At 40.4% G+C, this 23653-nt stretch carries 21 protein-coding genes and 2 pseudogenes; 11 read left to right on the top strand and 12 right to left on the bottom strand.

All coding sequences use genetic code 11. The features are described from left to right. Nucleotides 1-7: 7 nt before the first annotated feature. Nucleotides 8-523 carry a DinB family protein gene (locus ACEWFH_RS18005; protein WP_473725108.1) on the bottom strand — a complete coding sequence of 172 codons (516 nt, stop codon included), beginning with the start codon at nt 521-523 and terminating at the stop codon, nt 8-10. 36 nt (nt 524-559) lie between these two features. Continuing rightward, nucleotides 560-1201 carry an alpha/beta hydrolase gene (locus ACEWFH_RS18000; RefSeq protein ID WP_473725107.1) on the bottom strand — a complete coding sequence of 214 codons (642 nt, stop codon included), beginning with the start codon at nt 1199-1201 and terminating at the stop codon, nt 560-562. 255 nt (nt 1202-1456) lie between these two features. On the opposite strand from ACEWFH_RS18000, the gene ACEWFH_RS17995 reads away from it, so the two are divergent. Beyond that, nucleotides 1457-2809, top strand: coding sequence for a glucoamylase family protein (locus ACEWFH_RS17995; RefSeq protein WP_473725106.1), 1353 nt, complete (start codon nt 1457-1459; stop codon nt 2807-2809). A 695-nt stretch (nt 2810-3504) separates the two neighbouring features. Here ACEWFH_RS17995 and ACEWFH_RS17990 read toward each other — a convergent pair. The 3 genes from ACEWFH_RS17990 to ACEWFH_RS17980 all read right to left on the bottom strand — a co-directional run bounded on the left by ACEWFH_RS17990 (nt 3505) and on the right by ACEWFH_RS17980 (nt 6589). Further along, a complete protein-coding gene (locus ACEWFH_RS17990; RefSeq protein ID WP_473727347.1) occupies nt 3505-4308 on the bottom strand; it encodes a carbohydrate ABC transporter permease in 804 nt (267 codons plus the stop codon). A 54-nt stretch (nt 4309-4362) separates the two neighbouring features. After that, a complete protein-coding gene (locus ACEWFH_RS17985) occupies nt 4363-5247 on the bottom strand; it encodes a carbohydrate ABC transporter permease (protein WP_066236285.1) in 885 nt (294 codons plus the stop codon). A gap of 88 nt (nt 5248-5335) precedes the next feature. Beyond that, a complete protein-coding gene (locus tag ACEWFH_RS17980) occupies nt 5336-6589 on the bottom strand; it encodes a sugar ABC transporter substrate-binding protein (protein WP_473725105.1) in 1254 nt (417 codons plus the stop codon). A 546-nt stretch (nt 6590-7135) separates the two neighbouring features. On the opposite strand from ACEWFH_RS17980, the gene bglX reads away from it, so the two are divergent. The 5 genes and pseudogenes from bglX (at nt 7136) to ACEWFH_RS17955 (ending at nt 13681) form a co-directional block, all read left to right on the top strand. Beyond that, entirely contained in the window at nt 7136-9307 is a 2172-nt protein-coding gene (gene bglX / locus ACEWFH_RS17975; RefSeq protein WP_473725104.1) for a beta-glucosidase BglX, read from the top strand. 111 nt (nt 9308-9418) lie between these two features. Further along, nucleotides 9419-10162, top strand: coding sequence for a hypothetical protein (locus tag ACEWFH_RS17970; protein ID WP_473725103.1), 744 nt, complete (start codon nt 9419-9421; stop codon nt 10160-10162). Then, nucleotides 10108-10866 carry a hypothetical protein gene (locus tag ACEWFH_RS17965; protein WP_473725102.1) on the top strand — a complete coding sequence of 253 codons (759 nt, stop codon included), beginning with the start codon at nt 10108-10110 and terminating at the stop codon, nt 10864-10866. Before ACEWFH_RS17970 ends, ACEWFH_RS17965 begins: the two co-directional genes overlap by 55 nt. Nucleotide 10867: 1 nt before the next feature. Continuing rightward, complete coding sequence (locus tag ACEWFH_RS17960) at nt 10868-12661, top strand: GH36-type glycosyl hydrolase domain-containing protein (RefSeq protein ID WP_473725101.1); 1794 nt, start codon at nt 10868-10870, stop codon at nt 12659-12661. 55 nt (nt 12662-12716) lie between these two features. Continuing rightward, nucleotides 12717-13681, top strand: a pseudogene (locus ACEWFH_RS17955) (LacI family DNA-binding transcriptional regulator). A 42-nt stretch (nt 13682-13723) separates the two neighbouring features. Here the strand turns inward: ACEWFH_RS17955 and ACEWFH_RS17950 are convergent. After that, nucleotides 13724-14499, bottom strand: a pseudogene (locus tag ACEWFH_RS17950) (TerC family protein). A 386-nt stretch (nt 14500-14885) separates the two neighbouring features. On the opposite strand from ACEWFH_RS17950, the gene ACEWFH_RS17945 reads away from it, so the two are divergent. After that, complete coding sequence (locus ACEWFH_RS17945) at nt 14886-15404, top strand: nucleotidyltransferase family protein (protein WP_473727346.1); 519 nt, start codon at nt 14886-14888, stop codon at nt 15402-15404. Nucleotides 15405-15436: 32 nt separating this feature from the next. On the opposite strand, the gene ACEWFH_RS17940 is transcribed toward ACEWFH_RS17945, so the two are convergent. Genes ACEWFH_RS17940 through ACEWFH_RS17920 form a run of 5 tightly spaced genes read right to left on the bottom strand, consistent with a single transcriptional unit; the run spans nt 15437 to nt 17177 of the window. Continuing rightward, complete coding sequence (locus tag ACEWFH_RS17940) at nt 15437-15901, bottom strand: hypothetical protein (RefSeq protein ID WP_473725100.1); 465 nt, start codon at nt 15899-15901, stop codon at nt 15437-15439. Nucleotides 15902-15903: 2 nt separating this feature from the next. Beyond that, nucleotides 15904-16293: a VOC family protein gene (locus ACEWFH_RS17935; protein ID WP_473725099.1), complete on the bottom strand. Its 390-nt coding sequence runs from the start codon at nt 16291-16293 to the stop codon at nt 15904-15906. A 13-nt stretch (nt 16294-16306) separates the two neighbouring features. After that, a complete protein-coding gene (locus ACEWFH_RS17930; RefSeq protein WP_473725098.1) occupies nt 16307-16516 on the bottom strand; it encodes a hypothetical protein in 210 nt (69 codons plus the stop codon). Nucleotides 16517-16556: 40 nt separating this feature from the next. After that, the gene (locus ACEWFH_RS17925) at nt 16557-16724 is read right to left on the bottom strand and encodes a hypothetical protein (protein WP_473725097.1); all 168 of its coding nucleotides are present in this window, start codon (nt 16722-16724) and stop codon (nt 16557-16559) included. A gap of 36 nt (nt 16725-16760) precedes the next feature. Continuing rightward, nucleotides 16761-17177, bottom strand: coding sequence for an aminoglycoside phosphotransferase family protein (locus ACEWFH_RS17920; RefSeq protein WP_473725096.1), 417 nt, complete (start codon nt 17175-17177; stop codon nt 16761-16763). A 483-nt stretch (nt 17178-17660) separates the two neighbouring features. On the opposite strand from ACEWFH_RS17920, the gene ACEWFH_RS17915 reads away from it, so the two are divergent. From ACEWFH_RS17915 to ACEWFH_RS17905, 3 genes are read left to right on the top strand one after another with little or no spacing between them, the layout of a single operon-like run. Continuing rightward, nucleotides 17661-18119, top strand: a complete 459-nt coding sequence (locus tag ACEWFH_RS17915; RefSeq protein ID WP_473727345.1) for a TetR/AcrR family transcriptional regulator — start codon at nt 17661-17663, stop codon at nt 18117-18119. Further along, nucleotides 18056-18652 (top strand): hypothetical protein, encoded by a 597-nt coding sequence (locus tag ACEWFH_RS17910; RefSeq protein ID WP_473725094.1) that lies wholly within the window; start codon nt 18056-18058, stop codon nt 18650-18652. Before ACEWFH_RS17915 ends, ACEWFH_RS17910 begins: the two co-directional genes overlap by 64 nt. Next, nucleotides 18582-20195, top strand: a complete 1614-nt coding sequence (locus tag ACEWFH_RS17905) for an MDR family MFS transporter (RefSeq protein ID WP_473725093.1) — start codon at nt 18582-18584, stop codon at nt 20193-20195. The genes ACEWFH_RS17910 and ACEWFH_RS17905 overlap by 71 nt, the downstream gene beginning before the upstream one ends. Before the next feature lie 78 nt (nt 20196-20273). Here ACEWFH_RS17905 and ACEWFH_RS17900 read toward each other — a convergent pair whose 3' ends face one another. After that, a complete protein-coding gene (locus ACEWFH_RS17900; RefSeq protein WP_473725092.1) occupies nt 20274-21515 on the bottom strand; it encodes an L-cysteine desulfidase family protein in 1242 nt (413 codons plus the stop codon). Nucleotides 21516-22065: 550 nt separating this feature from the next. Between ACEWFH_RS17900 and ACEWFH_RS17895 the strand changes: the two genes are divergently transcribed. Then, on the top strand, nt 22066-23556 hold the full coding sequence (locus ACEWFH_RS17895; protein WP_473725091.1) for a GGDEF domain-containing response regulator: 1491 nt from the start codon (nt 22066-22068) through the stop codon (nt 23554-23556). Nucleotides 23557-23653: the final 97 nt, after the last annotated feature.

Here is a 23653-nt window from a genome sequence, read left to right as displayed (position 1 = left end):
AAACGTTTTACTTCAATATGCTTAAATAAGCTTTCCACGGACCTACATCATCTTGATATCGAATAGCTAGTATTCTCGTAATCTGGTTGATGTGAGTCAAATCATGCACAACCCATGTTGAAAGCAATTGTCTTAATGTAACAGACCCGAACTCAGGGTGTAGTCCCGTTTTTTCAAAATCAGAGTCACTTGTAAGAATAGTGTTTAATTGTAATAGACTCTCCTGTCGGCACTGCTTAAACTCTAATAAAAGTTTATCCAATTTCATGTCCATTCCTAAGTGGGAAAACCGGTCAAAAGGAGGGAGGGCTTGAATTTCATTACTTGAAAGAATGCTAGATACACGAGGGATCCAATTGTTTTTCTCACATTCGATCAGATGAGCGACCACTTCAAGCGAATTCCATGATTCGCCGCCTTCGTTGTTAGTTAGCCAGTCATGAGAGAGACCGGATAACAACTGTGTCAAAATGTCCGGTGTCCGTTCCAATATTTCGAGAGCTTCTTTCCGATTAAAATTCATCTTCTAGCACTCCATTCTTTAATGATTATTAACCTATTAAAAATCATTAATTCTTTGAATAACGCTTTTAACGGTATCAATAGACTTCAAGATGTCGTTGTCCACCTCAAGTGCATGATTAACGCCTGTAGGGATTACGTACTCCACATTTTTGTTCTTCATTAAGTGTTCTATTTTCTCTGAATCGTAAAACGGATCTTCGTCTCCAATGATACAAAGTCCTTGTTGTTTACTTGACATCATGGTTTGAAAAACCGTTTCGTCTCTTAAATTAGGTGTTAACCACACAGCTTTCGCGTTTTGAAGAGGAGCGAACTCTAATGAAGTTGGCATAGCTAACGTACCGAATGATTTTCCCAACAGGTAATAAGAGTTGTAGTCCACTGCAGGTAAAACTTCATCTAGAACGGATCTAACATCATGAATTAAGGCAGCTTTAAGCTCCTCGATAGTAAACGCTTCATAATCGTCGGTATAATACAGATAATTAACGTGCAAAACATCATAGCCTCTATTTAAAAAGGCACCAGAGGAAAAATGCAGAAGCGGGTTTCTCATTGTATAACCAATGCCGGGCAGGAAGATGGCCAACCCTTTCGGGGATTCTGTTTTGCTTTGTAATAGATAAGGTACTTTCATTTGTTTGTACCCTAAAACGTGTCCAGATCTTGCTTGCATGAAATAGCCTCCAATTTTTATAATTCTATTATCCTTCTATAAAAACGATTCTTATCCTTTATTTCCCTTAAATTACCCGTAATTTTCCTGTTATTCTCATTTTCCTAATACCTTTATACTGTTTTCTATGAAAACGCATACAACTAATGGCCGAAAATGTTAAAAATGACTTATTTCTTTATGTTGAAAATGATAAAATGTTGGTGAAACGTTTCGATTGACGATTTCCTTAAAAATAGAGAGGAGCAGTACTCCATGAAAACAGCTAAGGTTATAAGCTTTTTACTGATGTTTAGTCTCTTTGCAAACTTGTGCATAACACCTACTGCATCGGCTACTGACTTGGGAACTGACGTTGCTTTTAACGTAGAATTGAAAGCGATTGCAAAGAAAACATATGCGTTCTATCAAGATCACACAGACCCTAAAACGGGAATGACATATGATGAAACGCGATATACAGCAGAGGGTAAGAAAGACGCAACTCACACATCGCCAACGAACATTGGGATGTATATGATGAGTACGATTTCTGCTCAACAGTTAGGCATCATCACAAAAGATGAAGCGGTAAAACGCATCCAAGTAACGTTAAATACATTAGAAAAGCTAGAAAAATGGAATGGCCTTTATTATAACTGGTACAACACAAACGACGGTTCAATCAAAAAAGACTGGGGACAATTCATCTCTCAAGTCGATAACGGATGGCTTTCAGCAGGATTGATCGTAGTTGGACAAGCTTATGACGAGTTAAATCCGCAAACGAGCAAGTTAGTAGAAAACATGAACTACACGACACTATATGATCCTGAAGTAGGTCAATTCCGCGGAGGATATGATGTCGCTAAAGGTAAATTAACCGATCATCATTATGGATTATTTAATACAGAACCTCGAGTTGCTAGTTACATCTCGATTGGAAAAGGCGATGTGCCAAGCGAACACTGGTGGAAGATGTACCGAACAATGCCAAAAGAGTGGGATTGGCAAGGTCAAATTCCTCAAGGTGAAACACATGAATATGATGGAGTGTCTGTTTTTGAAGGTCACTATGAATACAATGGCGTAAAGTTCGTTCCAAGCTGGGGCGGCAGCATGTTTGAAAGCCTTATGCCAGGAATTGTTTTAAAAGAAAAAGATCTAGGTAAGAATGCACTCGGGCTTAACAACAAGCGCCATGTTGAATTGCAGCAAGCATTTGCAAAGGAAAAAGGATATCCAGCATGGGGCTTCTCACCTTCGGCTACTCCTGATGGGTATAGCGAATTTGCAGCAACACCACTTGGAACATCTGGTTATAAAGATGGAGCAACCGTAACGGCGCATGCGTCTTTCTTAGCATTAGATTACGACCCAGAAGCAGTTCGTACAAACATCAAAGCATTAAAAGAGTTAAACACGTACAGCAAGTATGGTTTCTATGATTCTGTAAATGTTGAGACTGGCGAGATCGCAAAAGCGTATCTTGCACTTGATCAGGGGATGATCATGGTATCAATCGCCAACTATTTAAAAGATGGCGTGATCCGTGACTACTTCCACCAAGATCCAATCGGAAAGAAACCAGAAGAATTGCTTGAAAAAGAAGTGTTTTCCATTCAATAAATTATTCAGCACCCAAATCCATCTGGATGAGGGTGTTTTTTAATGTGGTTTTAAGTGCGGATCAGGGGATACGGTTATAAAGTGTTGTCTATCGTTGAACGTGTAAAAATATAAGTACACTTACAGTAACAACATATAAAGAGGGTTCACGCCGCTTATATCGAACTAAAACTACCTCGCATTTTCCGTGATGTTGTCGTTAAAAAGCTGTGGGAAGGACCTCGATATCTTTTATTATCTCAAATATATCGTGACATAGAACGAGTAACAGACTAGTACTTGCCTGCTGAATTTGTAAGGAGTGTTCTGCAGGGTGCGGCAGATGAAACAATCATCAATTTTTCGGATCAATTAAACGAACTATTGCAAAGACCTGTATGGGGGAAGTGAGTGAGGAATCCATACAGGCTGCAGAGGATTGGAACGTGTTTTGCGATTTGTTTTTAAAGCTTATCAAACGATTGCGAGGGAAGACGTGCTTCAAGGAGCATAGTAAAGGCCGCTTTTATTTTATGGGCCGTAGTTCATCATTTATAGTCCTTCAAAAATATTTATAGTCCTTCAAAATCATTTATGGTCCTTCAAAAAGTTTATAGGCCTTCAAATTTTTTTATAGGCTTTTCGACAAAAGTCTACATCTCCATACAAGCACCATTAAAGAGGAGCAGACCTCAAAAGGTCCGCTCCTCTATTTGTTATTTCATCCCTGAAATCGTATAGCCTTCAATAATGTGCTTTTGGAAGATGATAAAGATAATGACGATTGGCACGACCATGAATGTTGAACCGGCCATCTGCAGAGCGAAGTTTCCTCCGTATTGCCCCTTCAATAAGCTTAAGCCAACCGATAACGTGTATAGACTCTCATCGTTCGCGATGATCAGCGGCCATAAGAAGCTGTTCCATCCTGCTATAAAAGTCAATATTCCCTGAACGGCCATGATTGGCTTGGAGATCGGCAAAATCAGTTGCATAAACACGCGGAACTCGCTAGCTCCATCAAGTCTAGCCGCTTCAAGCAGCTCATCTGGGATCGTAGACATAAACTGTCGGAATAGGAAGATGCTGAATGCACCAACTAATCCTGGCAGCACAATCCCGGCCATGGTGTTCGTTAATCCCATCTGGTTCAAGATTAAGTACACAGGTATCATTGTTACTTGTCCAGGAATCATCATAGTTGCCAGTACGAGATAGAAAAGCTTTTCTCTGCCTCTAAACTTGTACTTAGCGAACGCATATCCAGCCATCGCGTTAAAAAATAGGCCGACGAAAGAACAGAGGACAATGATGATCGTATTACGCAAATAAACAGCAAAGTTCATGTTCTCAAACAGATAGATAAAGTTATCCGTTGTAAAGGTTTCAGGCCACAGTGTTGGAGTGAGCTGAAGCACTTCACTTTCAGGTTTAAACGCAGAGAGAATCATCCAGATAAACGGAATGGCCACTAACAGTCCGCCAAGCGTTAAAACGATTCCTGCGATCCACTGCTGAATTCTGTATGCTTTTTTGCATCAGATGCTTTTGTTTTCATGTTCTCACCTCTCATCTTAAATGTCGGTATCTTTCTTTTGCAATCGGAATTGAATCATTGTAATGATGATGATGGTAACAAATAGAACGAACGATCCTGCAGCTGCATAACCGAAGTTGCTTAACTGAAATCCGTTTCTGTAGATAAATAGTGCAACAGAAGTCGTACTATCAAGCGGTCCACCGTTTGTCATAACAAATGGTTCCTCGAAGAACTGAACCCATCCGATCATCGTTGTAATCGATACAAAGAAAATCGCGTAACGAAGAAGTGGAATCGTTATCTTCGTAAGCTGTTTCCAGTTGTTTGCTCCATCGAGCTGAGCTGCTTCATAATACGTTTTCGGTATACCTTGTAATGCAGCTAAGAAAATAATCATGTTCACACCGATTGCACGCCAAACGGCTAATGCGATTAAAGAACCTTTTGCAATCGTTGGATCTTGCAGCCAAGGAATAGCAGGAATACCAACTAAGCCTAACAGATAATTAAACAAACCGAACTGTGGGTTATACAGGTATGTCCATACAACAGCTACTGCAACCACGTTCGTGATTGAAGGCATATAAAAAACGAGACGAAAAGCTTTAAAGATACGTGCTGTACCAAAGTTAATTAAAAGTGCGATACCAAGTGAACAGGCGATAACAAGCGGAACACCAAAAACGACATAAAAGATGGTGTTACCTATCGATTTTAAGAAGATCGGATCTTGAAAGATATTGATATAGTTTTCAATGCCAATAAAGCTAATATTTGAATAGTCTGCCAGTCCTGCTAGATCAATATCAGTAAAACTAATCACCAACGCAAGAACTATGGGGAAAAGAGAGAATAAAGCCAATAAAGCAAGAGCCGGTCCAATGAAGAGGTAAGGAGTTGTTTTTGAATAGCTTTTCATGTTTTTCACATCCTTCATCGTTATCCGTGTTGACAATAAAAAGGTAACGAGCAGGATGAACTGCTCGTTATACCCTCGTCAACCGGACTTATTTCTTTAAAATCTCTTCAGCTTTCTTATCGAAAGCATCCAATTCTTTTTGAACATCTGCTCCGCCACGGTAGATTTTCTCAAAGCTCTTTAAATACGTTTGAGCAATTTCTTCCCATTGCTTAATAACAGGCATTGGCTGTGAAGACTCCATTTGTTCACCGAACGATTTGTAATATTCGTTACCAGTAAGCGACTCATCTTCCCAAGCTTTTTGTGTTGCAGGGAGGGAGTTCGTCATTTCCATCCACTTTAACTGTGTTTCAGGTTTACTCATGTAAGCTGCAAATTTCAATGCTTCTTTTTCATGCTTTGTGTGTTCGAATACAGAAAGGTTAGATCCCCCAAGCGCTGAAAGATTGTTTTCTTTTGCTGGAAGAACTGCCGTACCCCATTTACCTTCTAAGTCAGGTGCTTGGTCGTTAATCAGCTTAATCATCCAAGGACCGCTGATGAACATTGGAAGAATTCCATCTCCACGGAAACCTTGAATGATATCCATTCCTAGTTCTTCCTTAGGAGCAGCTCCGCTTTCATAGAAGCTGTTCAAGTATTCTACTGCTTCAACAAACTTAGGATCGTTAAAGTTCGGTTCGTTATTTGGTCCTAAAAGTTCAGCACCGTTTTGGCGAGCGAACATGAAAGATAGACTTTGTTCTTTCGCGTCAATCGAGATACCATATTTTCCTTTGCCGCGATCAGCCAATTTATCTGCCGCTTCTTTCAGTTCGTCCCAAGTCTTAGGAGCTTCTTTAAAACCTGCTTCTTCAAGCAAATCTGTGCGGTAGTATAGTAAACGTGTGTCAACGTACCAAGGTACACCAACCATTTTGTCTTCAAACTTAGTCGTTTCAACAGAACCTTCAAAGAAATGCTTTGGATCAAGTTCCGGGTAATCTTTTACATGAGGTGTTAAGTCCTTTAAAGCACCAGCTGCTGCGAATTCTGGAATCCAAGTTGTTCCCATTTGAAGTACATCAGGCCCTTTTTTAGAAGCAACTGCTGTTAATAGTTTGTCATGTGCTTGATCCCAAGGAAGGGCTTGTACTTTAACATCAATTTTTGGATTTTCTTTTTCGAATTCTTCTGCGATTTTAGGAAGTGATTTTGCTTCTTCTCCCATACCCCAAACTGTAATCGTTGTCTTGCCGTCTTCGCCAGAACCTGAAGAGCATCCTGCCAGTACCCCAGAAAGGACTAGAGCACCAACCATTGACGTTACCATCGATTTTTTAAACCAACGTTTTTTCATGTGAGTTCCCCCTATGATTTGCTTAATAAGCAATTCCTTTTTTAATATTCCCGAATTTTCTTTGAGATTATTGTTGAAACGTTTCGATAAGCACATTATAATTCAAGTTGTAATCGTTTTCAACACGGAATTGCAAAAAAGTTATAGACTTCCATTATTTGTTGAAAATAAAGGGTTTTACAGGGTGTTCCTTTAATTAAAGGGAAACAAGTGAAATTGACACATTGAAAAATACACCTTATAATCGCCTTGAATTTAATTGAAACGTTTCGATGATAATGATTTCTATTTTAACAAGAAAGTTTTTCTCTTAAGTTTCTTAATATAAAAAGTTGTTGCTTTAGATGCGTTTTGTTCACTAATCTTCATTGCAAGTTGATTGGAGTGGAAGATGCGAGACTCCTGCGGGACAGGTGGGCAGGTGAGACACTTAAAAGTGAAACGTTACGAATGTGGCTCACCGCCTGCCCCGCGGAAAGCGAGCATTTGGAACGGAAATTAACTACTTTCAAGATTCTTTAAATACAGCAAAAAGGAGCGGGTGAAATGAACCATAACAGAATCGCATCATTACTAGAAAACATGACACTCCAAGAAAAGATCTCTCAGCTGATTCAGCTAGCAACACCATTTTATAAAGGAGCCGTTAACGGAGGACAGATTACAGGTCCAATGGCAGAGCTCGGTTTAAAAAAAGAGGATGTAATCAATAGTGGATCTGTTCTAGGAGCATCTGGTGCAGCGGAAGTGAGAAGCATACAAGAAGAGCATTTAAAAGAGAACAGGCTAGGAATTCCTTTATTGATGATGGCTGATATTGTTCATGGATTCAAGACCATCTTCCCGGTTCCTTTAGCGATCGGCTGTTCATGGGATTTAGAAGGTGCAGAAAAAAGTGCAGAAATCGCAGCGAAAGAAGCATCGGTTTCAGGAGTACATGTTACGTTTGCACCCATGGTTGACCTTGTTCGCGACCCGCGCTGGGGAAGAGTGATGGAAAGTACAGGAGAAGACCCGTACTTAAATAGCCAGTTTGGTCGAGCGTTTGTCAGAGGTTTTCAAGGAAAAGACCTTACAAAGGAAACAGATCGTGTGGCAGCTTGTGTAAAACATTTTGCAGCATACGGGGCAGCAGAAGCTGGACGCGACTACAATACGGTTGATATGTCAGAGCGTCAGCTTCGTGAATACTACCTTCCCGCATACAAAGCTGCGCTAGATGAGGGCTGTGAAATGGTGATGACTGCTTTTAATACCGTGGACGGCATACCTGCTACCGGCAACAAAAGATTGATGCGGAACCTTCTTCGAGACGAGATGGACTTTAATGGCGTTTTGATCTCAGATTGGGGTGCTGTAAAAGAACAGATCCCACACGGTATTGCACGAGATGAAAAAGATGCGGCAGAAAACGCCATCAACGCAGGTGTTGATATTGAAATGATGACATCCTGTTACGCTCACCACTTAGAAACGCTTGTCAACGAAGGAAAAGTAGAAGTGAGTACGATCGATGAAGCAGTGGCTCGAATTTTAGAACTTAAAGAAAAGCTAGGTCTTTTTGAAAACCCTTACCGCGGTGCAGATGTAGAGCGCGAAAAAGAAATTGTGCTCTCAGAATCTCATCGAAAAGTGGCATATGACCTGGCCGTGAAATCTAGTGTACTTTTAAAAAATGATGGAATTTTACCTTTAAATAAAGAAGACAAGATCGCGTTGATCGGACCGTTTGCTGAGAGCGGAGACATTTTAGGACCGTGGTCTTGGCTAGGTTCAAAAGAAGAAGCAGTTACGCTGCACACAGGAATGTCTGCCAAACTCCTACCTGGAAATCTAGTGACTGCAAAGGGCAGTAACGTAGAAACTGGCTCAGAGAAACTATTTGATGAAGCACTCTTAAAAGGAAAAGATGCAGATGTGATTGTGCTAGCTCTTGGAGAGGATTCTGACATGAGCGGTGAAGCAGGATGTCGCGCAGATATTCGACTACCTAGCGCCCAGTTAGAGCTTTTATCTAAAGTGAAACAACTCGGAAAACCTGTTGTTGTTGTTCTTTTCAACGGGAGACCGCTCGATCTAACTGGCATCGAAGGACAAGTGGATGCAATTTTAGAAGCATGGTATCCGGGAACAGAAGGCGGAAAGGCTGTAGCTGACTTGCTTTTTGGCGATCAAAATCCTTCTGGCAAACTGACGATGTCGTTTCCTTATACAGTCGGACAAGTGCCTGTTTACTACAACCATTTCAACACGGGACGGCCAAAAGGTGCACCTGACGCGCAGGTCCGTTATGTGTCTCAATATCTAGACATTCCAAATACGCCTCTTTATCCGTTTGGATATGGTCTGTCGTATACAAAATTTGAGTATAGCGACTTGAAACTGTCATCGACTGTGATGACGCCGAATGAACTTATCACTATATCCGTTTCTGTAACAAATAAAGGTGAAGTAACTGGTGATGAAGTGATACAGCTTTATGTACGCGATGTAGTGGGTGAAGTGGTTCGTCCTTTAAAAGAATTAAAAGACTTTAAGAAAGTCAGAATAGCTCCTGGAGAAACAAAGACGGTGGAGTTCACGTTAAATGAAGAACAACTTCGCTATCATCACGCAGACTTATCGTTTGTAAGCGATGAAGGAGAGTTTGAGGTCTTTGTCGGTGGTAACAGCCGTGACGTGCAGAGTGCAGCATTTGAACTTACGATACAGAATTGAGGGGTAAACGATGACAACCATGACAAAAGGGAATTTTGATATCAAAGCTGGTGACTATACATTTACTTTTTAAGCAGTGGTGATATTTTCGAAGCTTCGCATAACGATACGATGATCAATCAATGGATGAGCAACCCCATCGATGGGTCATTAAACAATCTATATTTACGGCTATTTAAAGAGGATGGGATTTCAGTAACGCCTCTTTTAGGTTCAAAATCAGAAAGCACGGTTTCTCATAATGACAACGGAGTGTTTTGGGAAGGAACGTTTCAAGACGTTTCGTATAAAGTTGCGTTTACACTAAGTGAAAGTGGCATTTGGTTTTGGAATGTAGAACTGAACGGGTCGGACGTTAAAGCAGATATCATCTACGGTCAGGACGTCGGTCTCGCACATAGAGGGGCTGTTCGAACGAATGAGGCGTTCATCGCGCAATATGTAGATCATAGAGTCTTTGAAGATGATGCACTAGGGTTTGTAGTATGTTCGCGTCAAAACCAGCCGAACGGAAAAGCTTTTCCTTATCTGCAACAAGGTTCTCTTACAAAAGCTTCAGGGTATGCGACAGATGGATTTCAGTTTTTTGGAACATCTTATAAAGAAACGGATATTCCGGAGGCTCTTTATCAGGAAAATCTACCAAACGACGTGTATCAATATGAGTTCGCATACATTGCTCTTCAATCGGAAGTCGTTGAACTAGATGGAAAACAGCAATTTGTATTTTACGGATGTATGAAAGAAGATCATCCAGAAGCAGTTACATCATTAGAATTCGGCGCTGAAATTGAAGAAGCTTGGAAAAAGTTCAGAAACATACAAACAAGGAAACTACGAAGCTTGAGAAAGTAAAGCATAATGATGCGTTTGATGGAACGTTAAAAACAACAGACCTTTCTTTAGAAGAACTGGAGATTCTGTTCCCAGATCGAATCTTAGAAGAGTACGAAGGGGACACACTTCTCTCTTTCTTCACTCCAACATACGAGCATATCGTACTGAAAGAAAAAGAAAGAATCGTAGAGAGACCGCACGGACACATTCTCGTAACGGGGAACAACGTGAAGTTAAAAGAAGAAACGATTACAACCACATCGTATATGTACGGAATCTTCAATTCACAACTAGTTGTCGGAAACACATCGTTTCATAAGATGCTTACAAACGCTCGTAACGCTCTGAATGTAATGAAAACGTCTGGCCAGCGGATCTATGTTGAGCTCGGTGGGAAGCTGCAGCTATTAACGATGCCTTCGCTTTTTGAGATGGGCTTTAACTACACACGCTGGTTTTATAAAACAGAAGATGAAATGTTTATCATTACTAACTTCACAACAGTTGACACGCCAGAAGTAGAGCTTCAAGTCAGAGCCGTAAGCGGAAAACAATATCGTTTTATCGTAACCAATCAAGTATCGATGAACAACCAAGAATATGAAGTGCCATTTAAAATGGAAAATGAGGATAACGTTCTTACGTTCTTTGCAGATAAATCATCAGACAGCTCAAAAACATACGAAAACTTAAGCTACCGCATGAAAAATCACGGGTGCTGAGATGTTTGTCACAGACGAAACGATTTTTGGCGAAAATATTGATTCTGGTTCAGCCTCGCTTGTTGTTTGTGATTTAGCTCCAACAACGGAATGGACATTAACGGTTCAAGGTCTGATCGACGGAAAAGAACTACCTTTTACAGAAAGAAATGCAGAAACAGAAATTGAGCGTTATCGTGAATTTATTCGTCATACGAACCGTGATTTCCGTTTAACAAAAGACGGAGAAGAAACGCGTGATCTTCAGAAAATGAACGCGTTAGCGCATTGGTACACGCACAACATGCTGATTCACTATTCCGTTCCGCATGGTTTGGAGCAATATGGCGGAGCGGCATGGGGAACTCGTGATGTTTGTCAGGGGCCGGCTGAATATTTCTTAGCAACACAGCATTATGATGCGGTGAAAGACATTCTGCTTACCGTTTATTCTCATCAATACGAAGAGACAGGCAATTGGCCGCAATGGTTTATGTTTGATCAGTATTTTAAGATTCAACAAGAAGAATCACATGGCGACATCATTGTCTGGCCGCTAAAAGCTGTAACTGACTATCTCGCAGCAACAAACGATTTTGACATTTTAAATGAAGAAGTACCATATACAACAAACAGAAATTTTGGTTTTACAGAGAAAAAAGCAACATTGCTAGAGCATATCCAGAAGCAGATCGACTATATGAAAGCAAACTTCTTGCACGATACACACCTTTCTTCTTATGGTGATGGAGACTGGGATGACACGCTGCAGCCAGCTAATCCGCAGCTCAAGAAATTTATGGTGAGCTCTTGGACGGTTGCATTAACGTATCAGGTCATGACACAGTTCTCGGGACTACTAAAAAAGGTGGACGAAGATCAAGCGGCAGATCTAAGCTCTTTAGCTGAGAACATCAAATCTGATTATCAGAAGTACATGCTGAGCACGGATGTAATTCCTGGGTTCGTTTATATGGAGAATGCGGATGAGCCGAAACTGATGCTTCATCCGAGTGACAACACAACAGGTATCAACTACCGTCTGCTTCCAATGACACGAAGTATGATCGCGGAGCTGTTAACACCAGAGCAGGCTGAAGCGCATTTGGATCTGATCATGGATAAGTTTTATTGTCCGGATGGTGTTAGATTGATGGACAAACCTGCTCATTACAGAGGAGGTGTAAGTACGCACTTTAAACGTGCAGAACAGGCATCCAACTTTGGGCGCGAGATTGGCCTTCAATACGTACACGCGCATATTCGTTTTGTTGAAGCGATGGCGAAACTCGGAAAGTCTGAAGAAGTTTGGAGCGGACTTGAGAAGATCAATCCAGTGATGATTCAAGAAAAAGTTCCAAATGCGGAGCGTCGTCAAAGCAATGCATACTTCTCGAGTTCTGACGGTGATTTCAAAACACGCTATGAAGCGCAAGATCGTTTTGGTGAGCTGAAACACGGAAATGCAAAAGTAAAAGGCGGCTGGCGCATCTATTCATCAGGACCTGGAATCTACTTCAATCAGTTGATCTCAAACTGTTTAGGAATTCGTCCTCAAGGTGAACATCTTATCATCGATCCTGTTTTATCAGAAGACATGAACGGATTAGAGATGCAGTATACACTGGATGAAAAACCTGTAACGTTTGTGTTCCATGCTCGTGGTGAAGGTTCAAAGAAACTTCTAGTAAATGGACATGAAGTGGAAGTTGAAGTGTACCAGAACCTTTACCGTGATGGCGGAGTTGTTGTGAACCGTTCTGAACTTGTAAAAAAATTGTCAGCAGATGTGAATACCGTTGAGATTTATTCATAACCATTCGGTATAATAAAGATAACGTTTGCAACAAGAGAGATAGGAGAGAATTTCGTTGGTAAGTATAAAAGACATTGCAAAAAAAGCGGGTGTTTCCATTTCCACGGTCTCCTATGCCTTGAACGGAAGTCCGAAAGTAACAAAGGAAACATCATCGCGTATTTTAGCCATTGCTAAAGAACTGAATTATATTCCGAGTGCTGCTGCTCGTTCATTGAAAAAAGAGAAACAAAAATCATTGGCATTTATTTAACGGATTACAGTGGTGCTTTTTATGGGCAGCTGCTTCAAGGAATGATGGAAACGTTAAGCGAGAACGGTTATGAGCTTATCGTGTGCAGCGGAAAAGAGTCGCACCGTTTTCTTCCTGAACGTATGATCGACGGAGCGATCATATTAGATGCAACATACAAAACAGAAGAACTGTTAAGTCATGCCGAACGCGGTCATAAGCTTGTGGTGATGGACCGAAGAATGGATCATCCGAACATCTCGCAAGTACTGCTCGATAACAAAGCTGGTGCAACGCTTGCCATTGATTATCTGGCGGAAAAAGGTCACCAAAAGATCTATGTCGTGAAAGGACCGGATATTTCGTTTGATGCGATGCAGCGTCTGGAGGCCGTACAAAAAGCGGTTCAACGCTATTCACATATTGAGTACATTGAAATCGACGGTGATTTTAACAAACATTCTGGTGAAGAGGCCGCGAATAAAATTCACCAAGAATTTTCAGAACCTGTAGGCGTGTTCTGCCTGAATGATGAGATGGCGATTGGCATGTATAACTACTTCAGCCGAACGAACTTACGCGTTGGCGAAGACGTTCACATTATCGGCTTCGATAACATTGAGGTGTCTCAATATATCCAGCCGAGACTGGCAACGATTAACTATTCCAAGCATAAATGGGGAGCGCTCGCGTCAGAGCTGCTTCTGAATCTGATCAAAAAGCAAAAAAACGAACACGAACGAATCAACGTAAGCCTGATTGAAGGAGATTCTGTTCGAAAACGTTAAACAAGAAAGAGGAGGCAGTATAGGCTCCTCTTTTTTCTGTAGTTATTCAGCTTGAGATTGTGGTGCTTTTTCTTTTGAGAAGAACCAGCCACCCGCTGCAATCAAGATCAGTACAACATAAAAGGTGATTTTCCATTCAGGTGATTTTGCAAAACCTTCAGAAAGGATAGCTAAGTCTGGATGTGCAAGCGTATAAACAGCTAATTTTACACCTACCCAGCCCACGATAAGAAAGGCTGCAATCTCAAGACCAGGCTTGGAGTGTAGGAGTTTAACAAAAAAGTTAGCAGCAAATCGCATGATGATAAGTCCGATTAACCCTCCAGCGAAGATGACTAGGAACTTTCCGCCATCTAATCCACCGATGTTAGGAAGTCCTGTATCAGGAAGTGCCACTGCCAATGCTACAGCCGCTAATATAGAATCAACCGCAAACGCGATATCGGCTAGCTCGACTTTTAATACTGTAGTCCAGAATCCAGATTTTTTCTTTTCAGATTTTAGTTTTTCCTTAGTTTCATCTGCCTTTTTAACGATAACTTTTCTAAAGATATGGTTAAGCGCGATAAACAGAAGGTACACAGCTCCGATCGCTTGAACTTGCCACACATTGACCAAGAATGAAATGGCAAAGAGCGATGCAAAACGGAAAAGAAAGCACCAACTAAACCGTAAAATAAAGCTTTCTTTCGTTGTTCTTCTGGTAAGTGCTTTACCATGATCGCTAATACGAGTGCATTGTCTGCAGCTAATAAACCTTCTAATGCGATCAACACCAATAAAATCCAACCATACTCTAACAAGATAGATAGATCCATGTTATTTCCTCCTTAATTGTTGATGATTTTTGTTTAGAAAATATAAAAAGACCTTTACCTATAGCAGGCAAAGGTCTACATAAAAAGAGACCTTTACCAACCGAACGGTAAAGGTCTTGCTAACAACAGTAAAGTTGCCAATATAGCCGAGAGCACGAAGCTCCGAAATGACGACCATATTGTAAAAGCTACTCCCTTTAGGAGTTATGAAGTTACTATTATCATATTATGCTGTGCTCCATTTTGTCAATTTTTTTATCAATAATGTGTGTGGAATTAACATGAATTGGTAATTGTAGTATTCTTATATAAATGAGCAGGAAAGAGTGGATGAACCGTTGGATCAACAACAATACATAATCGATTTGATTGAAAAAGATGACTGGATGATGAGTGTTTTACGAGCTGCCAAAACACTAGAACTACCGGACTGGTGGATATGTGCAGGGTTTGTTCGATCAAAGATTTGGGACACGCTGCATGGTTTTGAAGAAAGGACATCATTAGGAGATATTGATGTCGTATATTTTGATCGTAATAACTTACAGAATGAGAATGAAAAAGTTTATGAAGACATGCTTCATAGAGAGATGCCAGGATTACCATGGTCGGTTAAAAATGAAGCAAGAATGCATCTTGTAAATGAAGATTTTGAACCGTATCTTTCAACAGTTGATGCGATCTCTAAGTTTCCTGAAACCGTGACGGCTCTTGGGGTTACACTGGGTGACAAGGATGAAGTGACTTTAGCAGCACCATGTGGACTTGAGGATGTTTTACATATGGAAGTGAGACCAACTGACATGTATACAAAAACAGAGGAAAGAAGAAACAAATATCGAGAACGCGTAAAAAACAAGAATTGGGAAGCAACGTGGCACAAAGTAAAAATTGCAGAATGGTAAAAAGCTTGAGCAAGTGGCTCAAGCTTTTTTTGTTATACCGTACTCTTACTTCTATATCTTCTAGTGCCTGCCGGGTCAGTCGGTTCTTTAGGCTCTTTAGGCTCTCTTCTTTTTCTTGGTTTAAGCAAGGCATAACTCAAACAAAAGCCGATTGAGCAAGTGATTCCGTATCCAAATACAGCAAACGTATTGAGTCCTTCAAACTTTGCCCAATAGAAAATGGTGAAACGATAGATCAGAAGAAAAACAACACTGAGTGCAATATATAAAAGTAAGTGGAATCTGAATTTTAATCTCATTTTATCTTTGGACGATTCAATAATAAATGCAACGGGAAGTGTGCAAAAAAGAAAAAACGGAAGTGCTGTAATAACACCAAAAAATAGTCCGAATAACACACTCTGAGTTCTAAGTTCTAATGGGTTTCCACCTGGAATGGCAAAAAAGAATAATGCTCCACAAAGTACTGCTATTACTGATGAAATGATGACTCTCATATTTATCTCCTTACTGCCTGTTGAAGCTTTTCATTCGCAGCTTCTTCATCTTTGTATTCAAACAATCCTAAGCGGTTTCCCCAAGGATCGGAAAAAGTAGCCCATCTGACAGGGACTTCCTCACGTTCAAAAATCTCAAAGTGTTCAATATTCAAATTTTCGATCAAACGTGTTCGTTCACCATCAAGGTCCACAACACCTAAGCGAATCGGACCATTTCCTTCTGTTGGAGTACCTTCCGCAACTTGCAGCCAGCAGTTAGGTAGCAGCTCCCACTCTGCAAATCCATCATGGGGATTGAAGTCGGGTGCCCGGTTCAGCAGCGTTTCATAAAATCTCTGTCCTTCATTCATATTCGAAACACGAACTTGAACAGTCATTTCATATATCATATGTAATTCTCCTTTACTTAATATTATTGTCTTCTAAAAACGTTCTTAGCGACTCAGAAGTTTCATAACAGACTTTTTTATTTTCAGTACAGATTATTTCTTTTTCAGCATTATAAAGCAGTGTTGCCTCTGTTTGTTCTCTGCTGTATTTCTCAGATTCTTTTGAGGTCTTAAGGAAAAACGAATAATCAGGTTTTAGAGAGTGTGTATCAATCTTTTTCATTTTTCCTAAGCTGTTCGAAAAAGTTCAGGATTCAAAACGGTTACGGTTTCTTTTTCTTAAGATCTTTTATGATCACCTGGTCAATCAACCCAAACTTTGTTCCGAATGTTTGATTGATTTGTACCTCTATATTTGATCGTAAGGGAGATGGATCGGTACAGCCGGTTATTAATAACACAAGTAGCATAAGCAAATATTTATTTTTCAAAAGCTTCATCCTTTAAGTAAGTTTGAACAAGGTATACTATCTGCTTTTTTCGTGTTGTGGAAGCTTTTCACTCAACCTCGCTGCAGCAATGGGCAGCATCCACTTTCGCAACGAATCCGTTGAAAAAGCGTAATGTCTATTATAGCTATTTTTATAGGACTTGGCTAAAATTTTGCGCACATACAGAGTCGTTCTAAATTTTAGAGAAGCCGTATCCTCTGATAAACCGCCATAACATAAGATGAGCAGAGTGCGGGCTAAGTCAGCTATTCTATTTCCTTTTGTAGCGTCAGCCCAGTCGATTATGATAGGACCGTTTTTAGAAAGCAGGATATTGTCTGGATGAAAATCACCGTGACATAATGATTCACCATCTGGCAGCTTTTCTAGGCATTCGTAGATTTTGCGTTTATCGTCGTTATTCAGTTCATTTACCGAAGAGATCTTACTCAATAAAACGTCTCGTTGAGAGGGAAGGGCACTAAGCTTTTTTCATGAACGTTTCCTTGAAGTTTTGCCATTCGTCTCATTTGACGTAATGCATGCCAGGGTTGACTGCTTAATAAACTCGTCATTGTAGAGCCATTTATTCTTTCGTAAATAAGCGCTCTTTTTTCTGCAATTTGTTCACTTTTAAAGACACTTGGTACCGGAAGTCCTGAGTCGCTAATTATTTTACTGACCAAGAATTCATCCTCAATAGCACCATCTGATACGTGGTTATAAAGACTTTGGCCACTTTCTCAGGAGAAAGGGCGACTACCTGGGCTGTACTTCCATCACCAATTATCTGTATATGTTCCACGTCATGTGAACTCCTCTAAGTCAATTTCTATATATGGATAATTTTAGCACATATTCCAAATGGTGAACGTATAAATATTTTGTTTGACTGACTGGTCATAAACAAAGTATACTAGCGTATGTTATGAATGACTGGTTGGTCAGAGGGGTGAGAAGACTGTTGAAAAAGATAAACGAGTTGAAATCATAGAGAAAGCCATTGAGATATTTGCAGAAAAAGGTTTTCATGCAACAACCGTACAAGAAATTGCAACGGCACTTAACATCTCAAAAGGTGGATTTTATACGTATTTTCCATCTAAAGATGAGTTGATCATAGAGATTTTTGATTATTATAGTGAGAAAATGCGTTCTGGCATGCAGCAAGTAAGTGAAAATCTATCCCCCAGAGAACGTATGGAAATGCAGTTGAAAGTGCAGCTTGAAAATCATATGGCACACAAACCGTTTATGCAAATGCATTTTCGTGAGCAAAATGCATCCGTTATAAAAGGCATTCAGCTTTTTATCCGCAAGAATTTTTTGAGATGTCAAAGTGGTATGAGAACCACTTTATACAAATTTATGGCGGGGAGATTAAGCCATATTTAGCAGATATCATCACAATCTGTGAAGGGATGAAGCAGTCTTTTATCCGTGCATTTATGTTCATTGAAGAGCCTGTTGATCTGGAGAATTTTGCTTCTTATCTGATGGAAAGGTTTGACGATGTCATTACGGGGATTCAACAAACGAAAAGAGCTCCCATCATTAATAAAGGAGTCATGGACCGAAAGTTAAAGCCTTGGACAGAAAAAGAAGTCATTGAAGAAGAAGTGAAAGAAATACTTAATAATATGAAGGATTTACTACATCAAGAATCTATCCCCGAAAATTTGAGAAATGATTATATTCAAGTTCTTGATTTCATCGCGCAAGAAATAAAAAAGAGCAGCCGCAAAAGATGCTCATTCAAGGCATGCTCGCCAATTTACGAGGAATTAAACGAATTGAAAAAGAGCGTGAACGAATCGCAAAAGTCTTTAACGTTCAGCTTTTATAAGGAGAGTATATATGGAAACAACACAAAAACCGTTAAACACAAAACTCATATTAGCGGGTCTGATCATCGGGATGTTCTTTAGTGCACTAGAACAAACCATTGTTGGTACTGCGATGCCGACGATTATTGCTGATTTGAACGGATTTTCTATTTTTGCTTGGGTGACGACTGCATACTTGATTACATCTACAACCGTCGTTCCAATCGTAGGGAAACTTTCTGACCTTTACGGACGAAGAAAACTTTATTTACTTGGTAACTTCATTTTTATTTTAGGTTCAGCACTTTGTGGAACGGCAAATACAATGGAAGAACTTATTATTTATCGCGGCCTTCAAGGGATTGGTGGAGGAATGATCATGCCTCTATCACAAACGATCATAGGTGACATTTTTACAGCTGAACAGCGTGCGAAGTGGCAAGGAGTGTTCGGTGCGATCTACGGATTAAGTTCTGTAATTGGTCCTTTTATCGGTGGACTTATGGTTGACCACATCAGCTGGCACTGGATTTTCCTAATCAATGTCCCATTTGGAATTATTTCTACAGCTATGATTGTAATCGGAATGAAGAACGAAACGATCAGAGCAGCAAAAGGAAAAGTGAATATTGATTATTTTGGTATTTTCACTTTAATTCCAGCCGTTGTATTGCTGCTTTTAGGCCTTACGTTTGGCGGAGATAAATTCGAATGGCAATCAACAACAAGCTACCTATTATTTGGCGGATTTATCGTTCTTTTAGCATTGTTTATTTTTATTGAGAAACGAGCAGTTGAACCGATTCTAAATCTTTCACTCTTTAAAAATAGAGTGTTTGCAACGACAAATATTTTAGGATTTTTACTTGGTTTAGGGATGTTTGGTGCGATCATGTTCGTACCGATGTACATGCAAGGAATCTTAGGAGTAAGCCCGACAAAAGCAGGATCAACCATGACGCCGATGATGATCGCGCTCATCACAGCCAGTATTATCGGAGGACGCTTATTGTTAAAACTTACGTTCAGAACGGTACTTACAACAGGTATGGTGATTACGGCCGTTGGATTCTTCCTTATGAGCACAATGGGTGTGGATTCGAATGAGTATACAGCATACGCGTACATGGTTGTTCTAGGATTCGGTATGGGGCTTGTTATGCCAACATTGATGATTGCGGTGCAAAACGAGTTCCCAAAATCTCAACTTGGCGAAGTAACATCAGCATCAACGTTCTTCCGTTCAATCGGAGGTACGATAGGAATTACAATCTTAAACGCAGTGATGAACCACTCACTTACAGATAAAATTAGTGAAGCTGCAAGCAGCGCATCTAATCCAATTCTCGGGAAAGCACTCCAAGAGATCGGGAAAAAGACAGATGCGATGTTCGGGATCTTAATCAACCCAGATCTACTGCCATTACCGGCTGAAGTGAAGACACCTGTGATTGAAACGATCAAAGACGTGTGGTCAACATCTTTCTCAAGCGTGTTCTTAACAGGGCTGATCTTTATCGCAATTGGAATTATTGTGGCGCTATCGGTAGGGAAGAGCCGCATTGTAAAAGAAAAGCCGGTTGATTCTGAAGAGCAAGGCAATCAGGATGAGCAACTATCGTCTAATAAGTTAGCAACTGAATAAAATGAAAAAGAGCTGATCGCGTTGATCAGCTCTTTTTTGTCCGTGATTAGCTTAATGGACGAGCATTTTCCACCATATTTATACGTTACGCTGTTTATTCACCATCATATCTAACAGCACAGAATCGGTGGTACTCGAAGTTTCATGCCCCAGTCGGCAGAAGTTTTCAATCGTCTGTTCCACATCTTCTTCAATAAATCCGTTCGTGGATGGTATACATAATCCGTTTGACGCAAGAATTGCTGATTGTACGGCAGCACTCGAACACGTCGCCACCTTCATAGCGCAACCAGCTTTCGCTCCGTCACACACCATTCCGCTCACGTTGCCTAACGTGTTTTGTATCGCGGCTTTCATTTTATCTAAATCGTCATCAAGCAAGTAAGTGATAGCAGCCGATGCACTTGCACCCGCAACGGTCACACCGCAAAGCGCGGACAATCGTCCGAATTTTGACTTCATGTAAATCGATAGAAGATGACTTAACGTCACCGCGCGCAACATTTTTTCCTCTGTCGCACCTAATTTTTCAGCGGCTGCCACGACGGGCATCGTAACGGCAATCCCTTGATTTCCACTGCCGGAGTTCGCCATTACAGGCATAGTAGAACCGGCCATTCTCGCATCAGAACCAGCAGCTGATAGCGCCATGCTATAAGTGGCAAGATCGTCGGAGAGAATACCCTTCTTTGTTTGGTCGTACAGTGTTTTTCCAACTTTTAATCCATAGTCATTGGAGAGGCCTTCTTCACAGATTGCAGAGTTCAACTCCACACTTCTTTTAACAAGATCCAGTCGGTGCAGAGGAACGTCAGTAATAAAGGAATAAAGATCTTCAATGGATAGCTCCGGAAAAGGATCTTTTGCTGGTGATGAAGATGGACTTTGTTTAGATTCATCAACCAATACCTTCTCGTTATGAGAAATGTAGCTTACATTCGTATGATCGCCTGATATGATTACAACAGCTTGATCGGACTGTGACTTCAGTTCAACTTCTATATATAATTTTTCAGTTCCTGTAGCTGTTGAAACTGACACTATACCGCCCTGAACGAGCGCTATAGCAAGATCTTCGTCTTTCTTCATCACGCCTTCAAGCACTTGAAGTTTTTTAGCAGGATCACCGGCAATCACACCGAGAGCGGCTGTGAAATCAATGCCTGTATGATTCATGCCGGGAATCCCAACAGATAAAGCATTCTTGATGACATTTCCGCTCGCTTTAACTGAGATCCCAGTTACTTCACCACCAACGTATTGTTTAGCTGTTGCTGAAGCAAGTGCGATCGCAACTGGCTCTGTACATCCGAGCGCCACAACGAGTTCTTTTTCTAAAAGGTCGTATATCTTTTTCCGTTATCATGATTTTCAACCCCATCCCCAGTATTCTCTTTCTTAAGAATAACGGTTCGTTCGTGTGAAAAGAAGAGGAAAGTCTTATCAATTTTCAATTCATCCTATTTTTACTAAAACAGGCCAGGAATGCAGGTATTTAGACGCTAGTTTTACTGAAACATTGCTAAGATAACACCACCCTTTTTCCTAATTCATATTAAGAGTGCTCGTGATGTAAGACAAAAGAACAAGGACAATTCATGAATATGACATGGTTTTGTTTAAAAGTTACTTTGATGTAAAGGTATAGTGGGAGAAAAGGAACTTTTTTGAAAATCTGTACGAAATCACTAGTCATCGACATAAATTAAAATTATTATAAATAAGTATCATCTAACACCTTTGTAGGGAGTTTTAATATGGATTCCAAATTATCAAAATATCAGTTCATGCTTGAAAAAAGATCAAGCAACAAATACATGAATGGAAACAGGCGCAGAACATAATAACAAACCAGGAGCTTCATCAATTTTTGCATACGATCACAGGGACGGCTGGTACGATCTCTCTTCATGAGATATCGAACGCAGCTGCTCAATTGATGAACAAAATAAATGAAGCGGAACAAAAAAGCTGGAGTTCTGATGAAGCTGTTCACTTTTTAAGTCCTGTTACGAAGTTGTTTGCTCCGAGTCAGGTCTTAAACGTACCTGATGAATATACTCCGCTTACAGAACAAAATAAGCCTCTTCTTTTAATTGTTGATCAAGACATTCCCTATCTGATTCATAGTAAAGAAAAATTAGAGAACAACGGCTGGGCGGTTGTCGTTTCACCGACGATTGAAAAAGCACTGTCGATGTTTTATGACTTACATCCCGATTGTATGATTGTGAGTAATTCTACTGAGTTCGGTGGTGATGAACTGATCAGACAAGTGAGAGAAACGCTTGCTCATGAGTTAATACCAGTGGTCGTCACCAGCTCGTCTGACGATAAACCTCAACGTATCGAAGCTTATAAACTTGGTGCTGACGATTTTATGGAAAAGACATTAGAATGGGATGAGTTCGCTGCAAGAATAGAACGGCAGTTGAAAAGAAGTAAAAGCGTAAAAGAGTCTCTTATGAAAGATGAGCTGACGAAAGTTTATAATCGGAAATTTCTAAATGATGTTTATCAAAGAATCTCTTCTGAACATACGAGGCACAAAGAAAGCTTTTCGCTCATCATGATCGATATCGATTTTTTTAAGAAAATCAATGATACATATGGTCATACTGCGGGTGATCACGTGTTGGTGAAATTTGCAGATTTTGTACAGTCAAACCTTCGAGGGCAGGATGTGGTTGTTAGATACGGTGGAGAGGAATTTCTTGTCCTTATGCCTTATACAAAACTAAACGAAGCGAAAGAGACGGCTTGTCGATTATTAGAAAAATTGAGTCGGAACGTCTTTACCTATCAAGAACATTCCTTCCTCGTATCGTTTTCGGCAGGTGTTTATGAGGTCAGCAGCCCCATTTCTTTATCGGAAGCGGTAAGAACTGCCGACAACGCTTTATATGCAGCAAAAGAAAGTGGTAGAGGGAGAGTAGAGACGGCGATTGTACAAACTGAGAAAAAACGCCGACTTAAAGTTGCGGTCATCGATGATTCTGAAGTGATTCGTAAAATGCTAGAGAGTTTCTTTAAAGGGCTCGAAGTAGATAAGTATGAACTCGAGGTACATGCATATCAAGATGGTGTTTCATTCTTTGAAGATGAGTGGCATCACACAAACGATGAGTACTTGATCATACTCGATGGCGTTTTGCCTAAGATGGATGGTATTGAGATTCTTACAAAGCTGCGTCAATATCCAGACAGCAGCCGATATACGATTCTAATGCTGACTGCTCGAAAGGCGGAAGGCGATATCGTACGGGCACTTAACCTAGGTGCAGACGATTATTTAACAAAACCTTTCAGTGTCCGTGAACTAGAAGCACGCGTTAAAGTTTTAGTGCAGAGGGTGAAATGATGCTTTCACAAGAGATTTTGCTCTTAGTCTGGATGGCCATCGCTTTATTAAGTACTTTAACCGGTATGTTTTTATATTTAGTGATCAAAAAGGCATT

The organism is Fictibacillus sp. EA-CB0309, from assembly GCF_055814265.1.
This window is presented reverse-complemented; position numbering and strand designations above follow the sequence as displayed.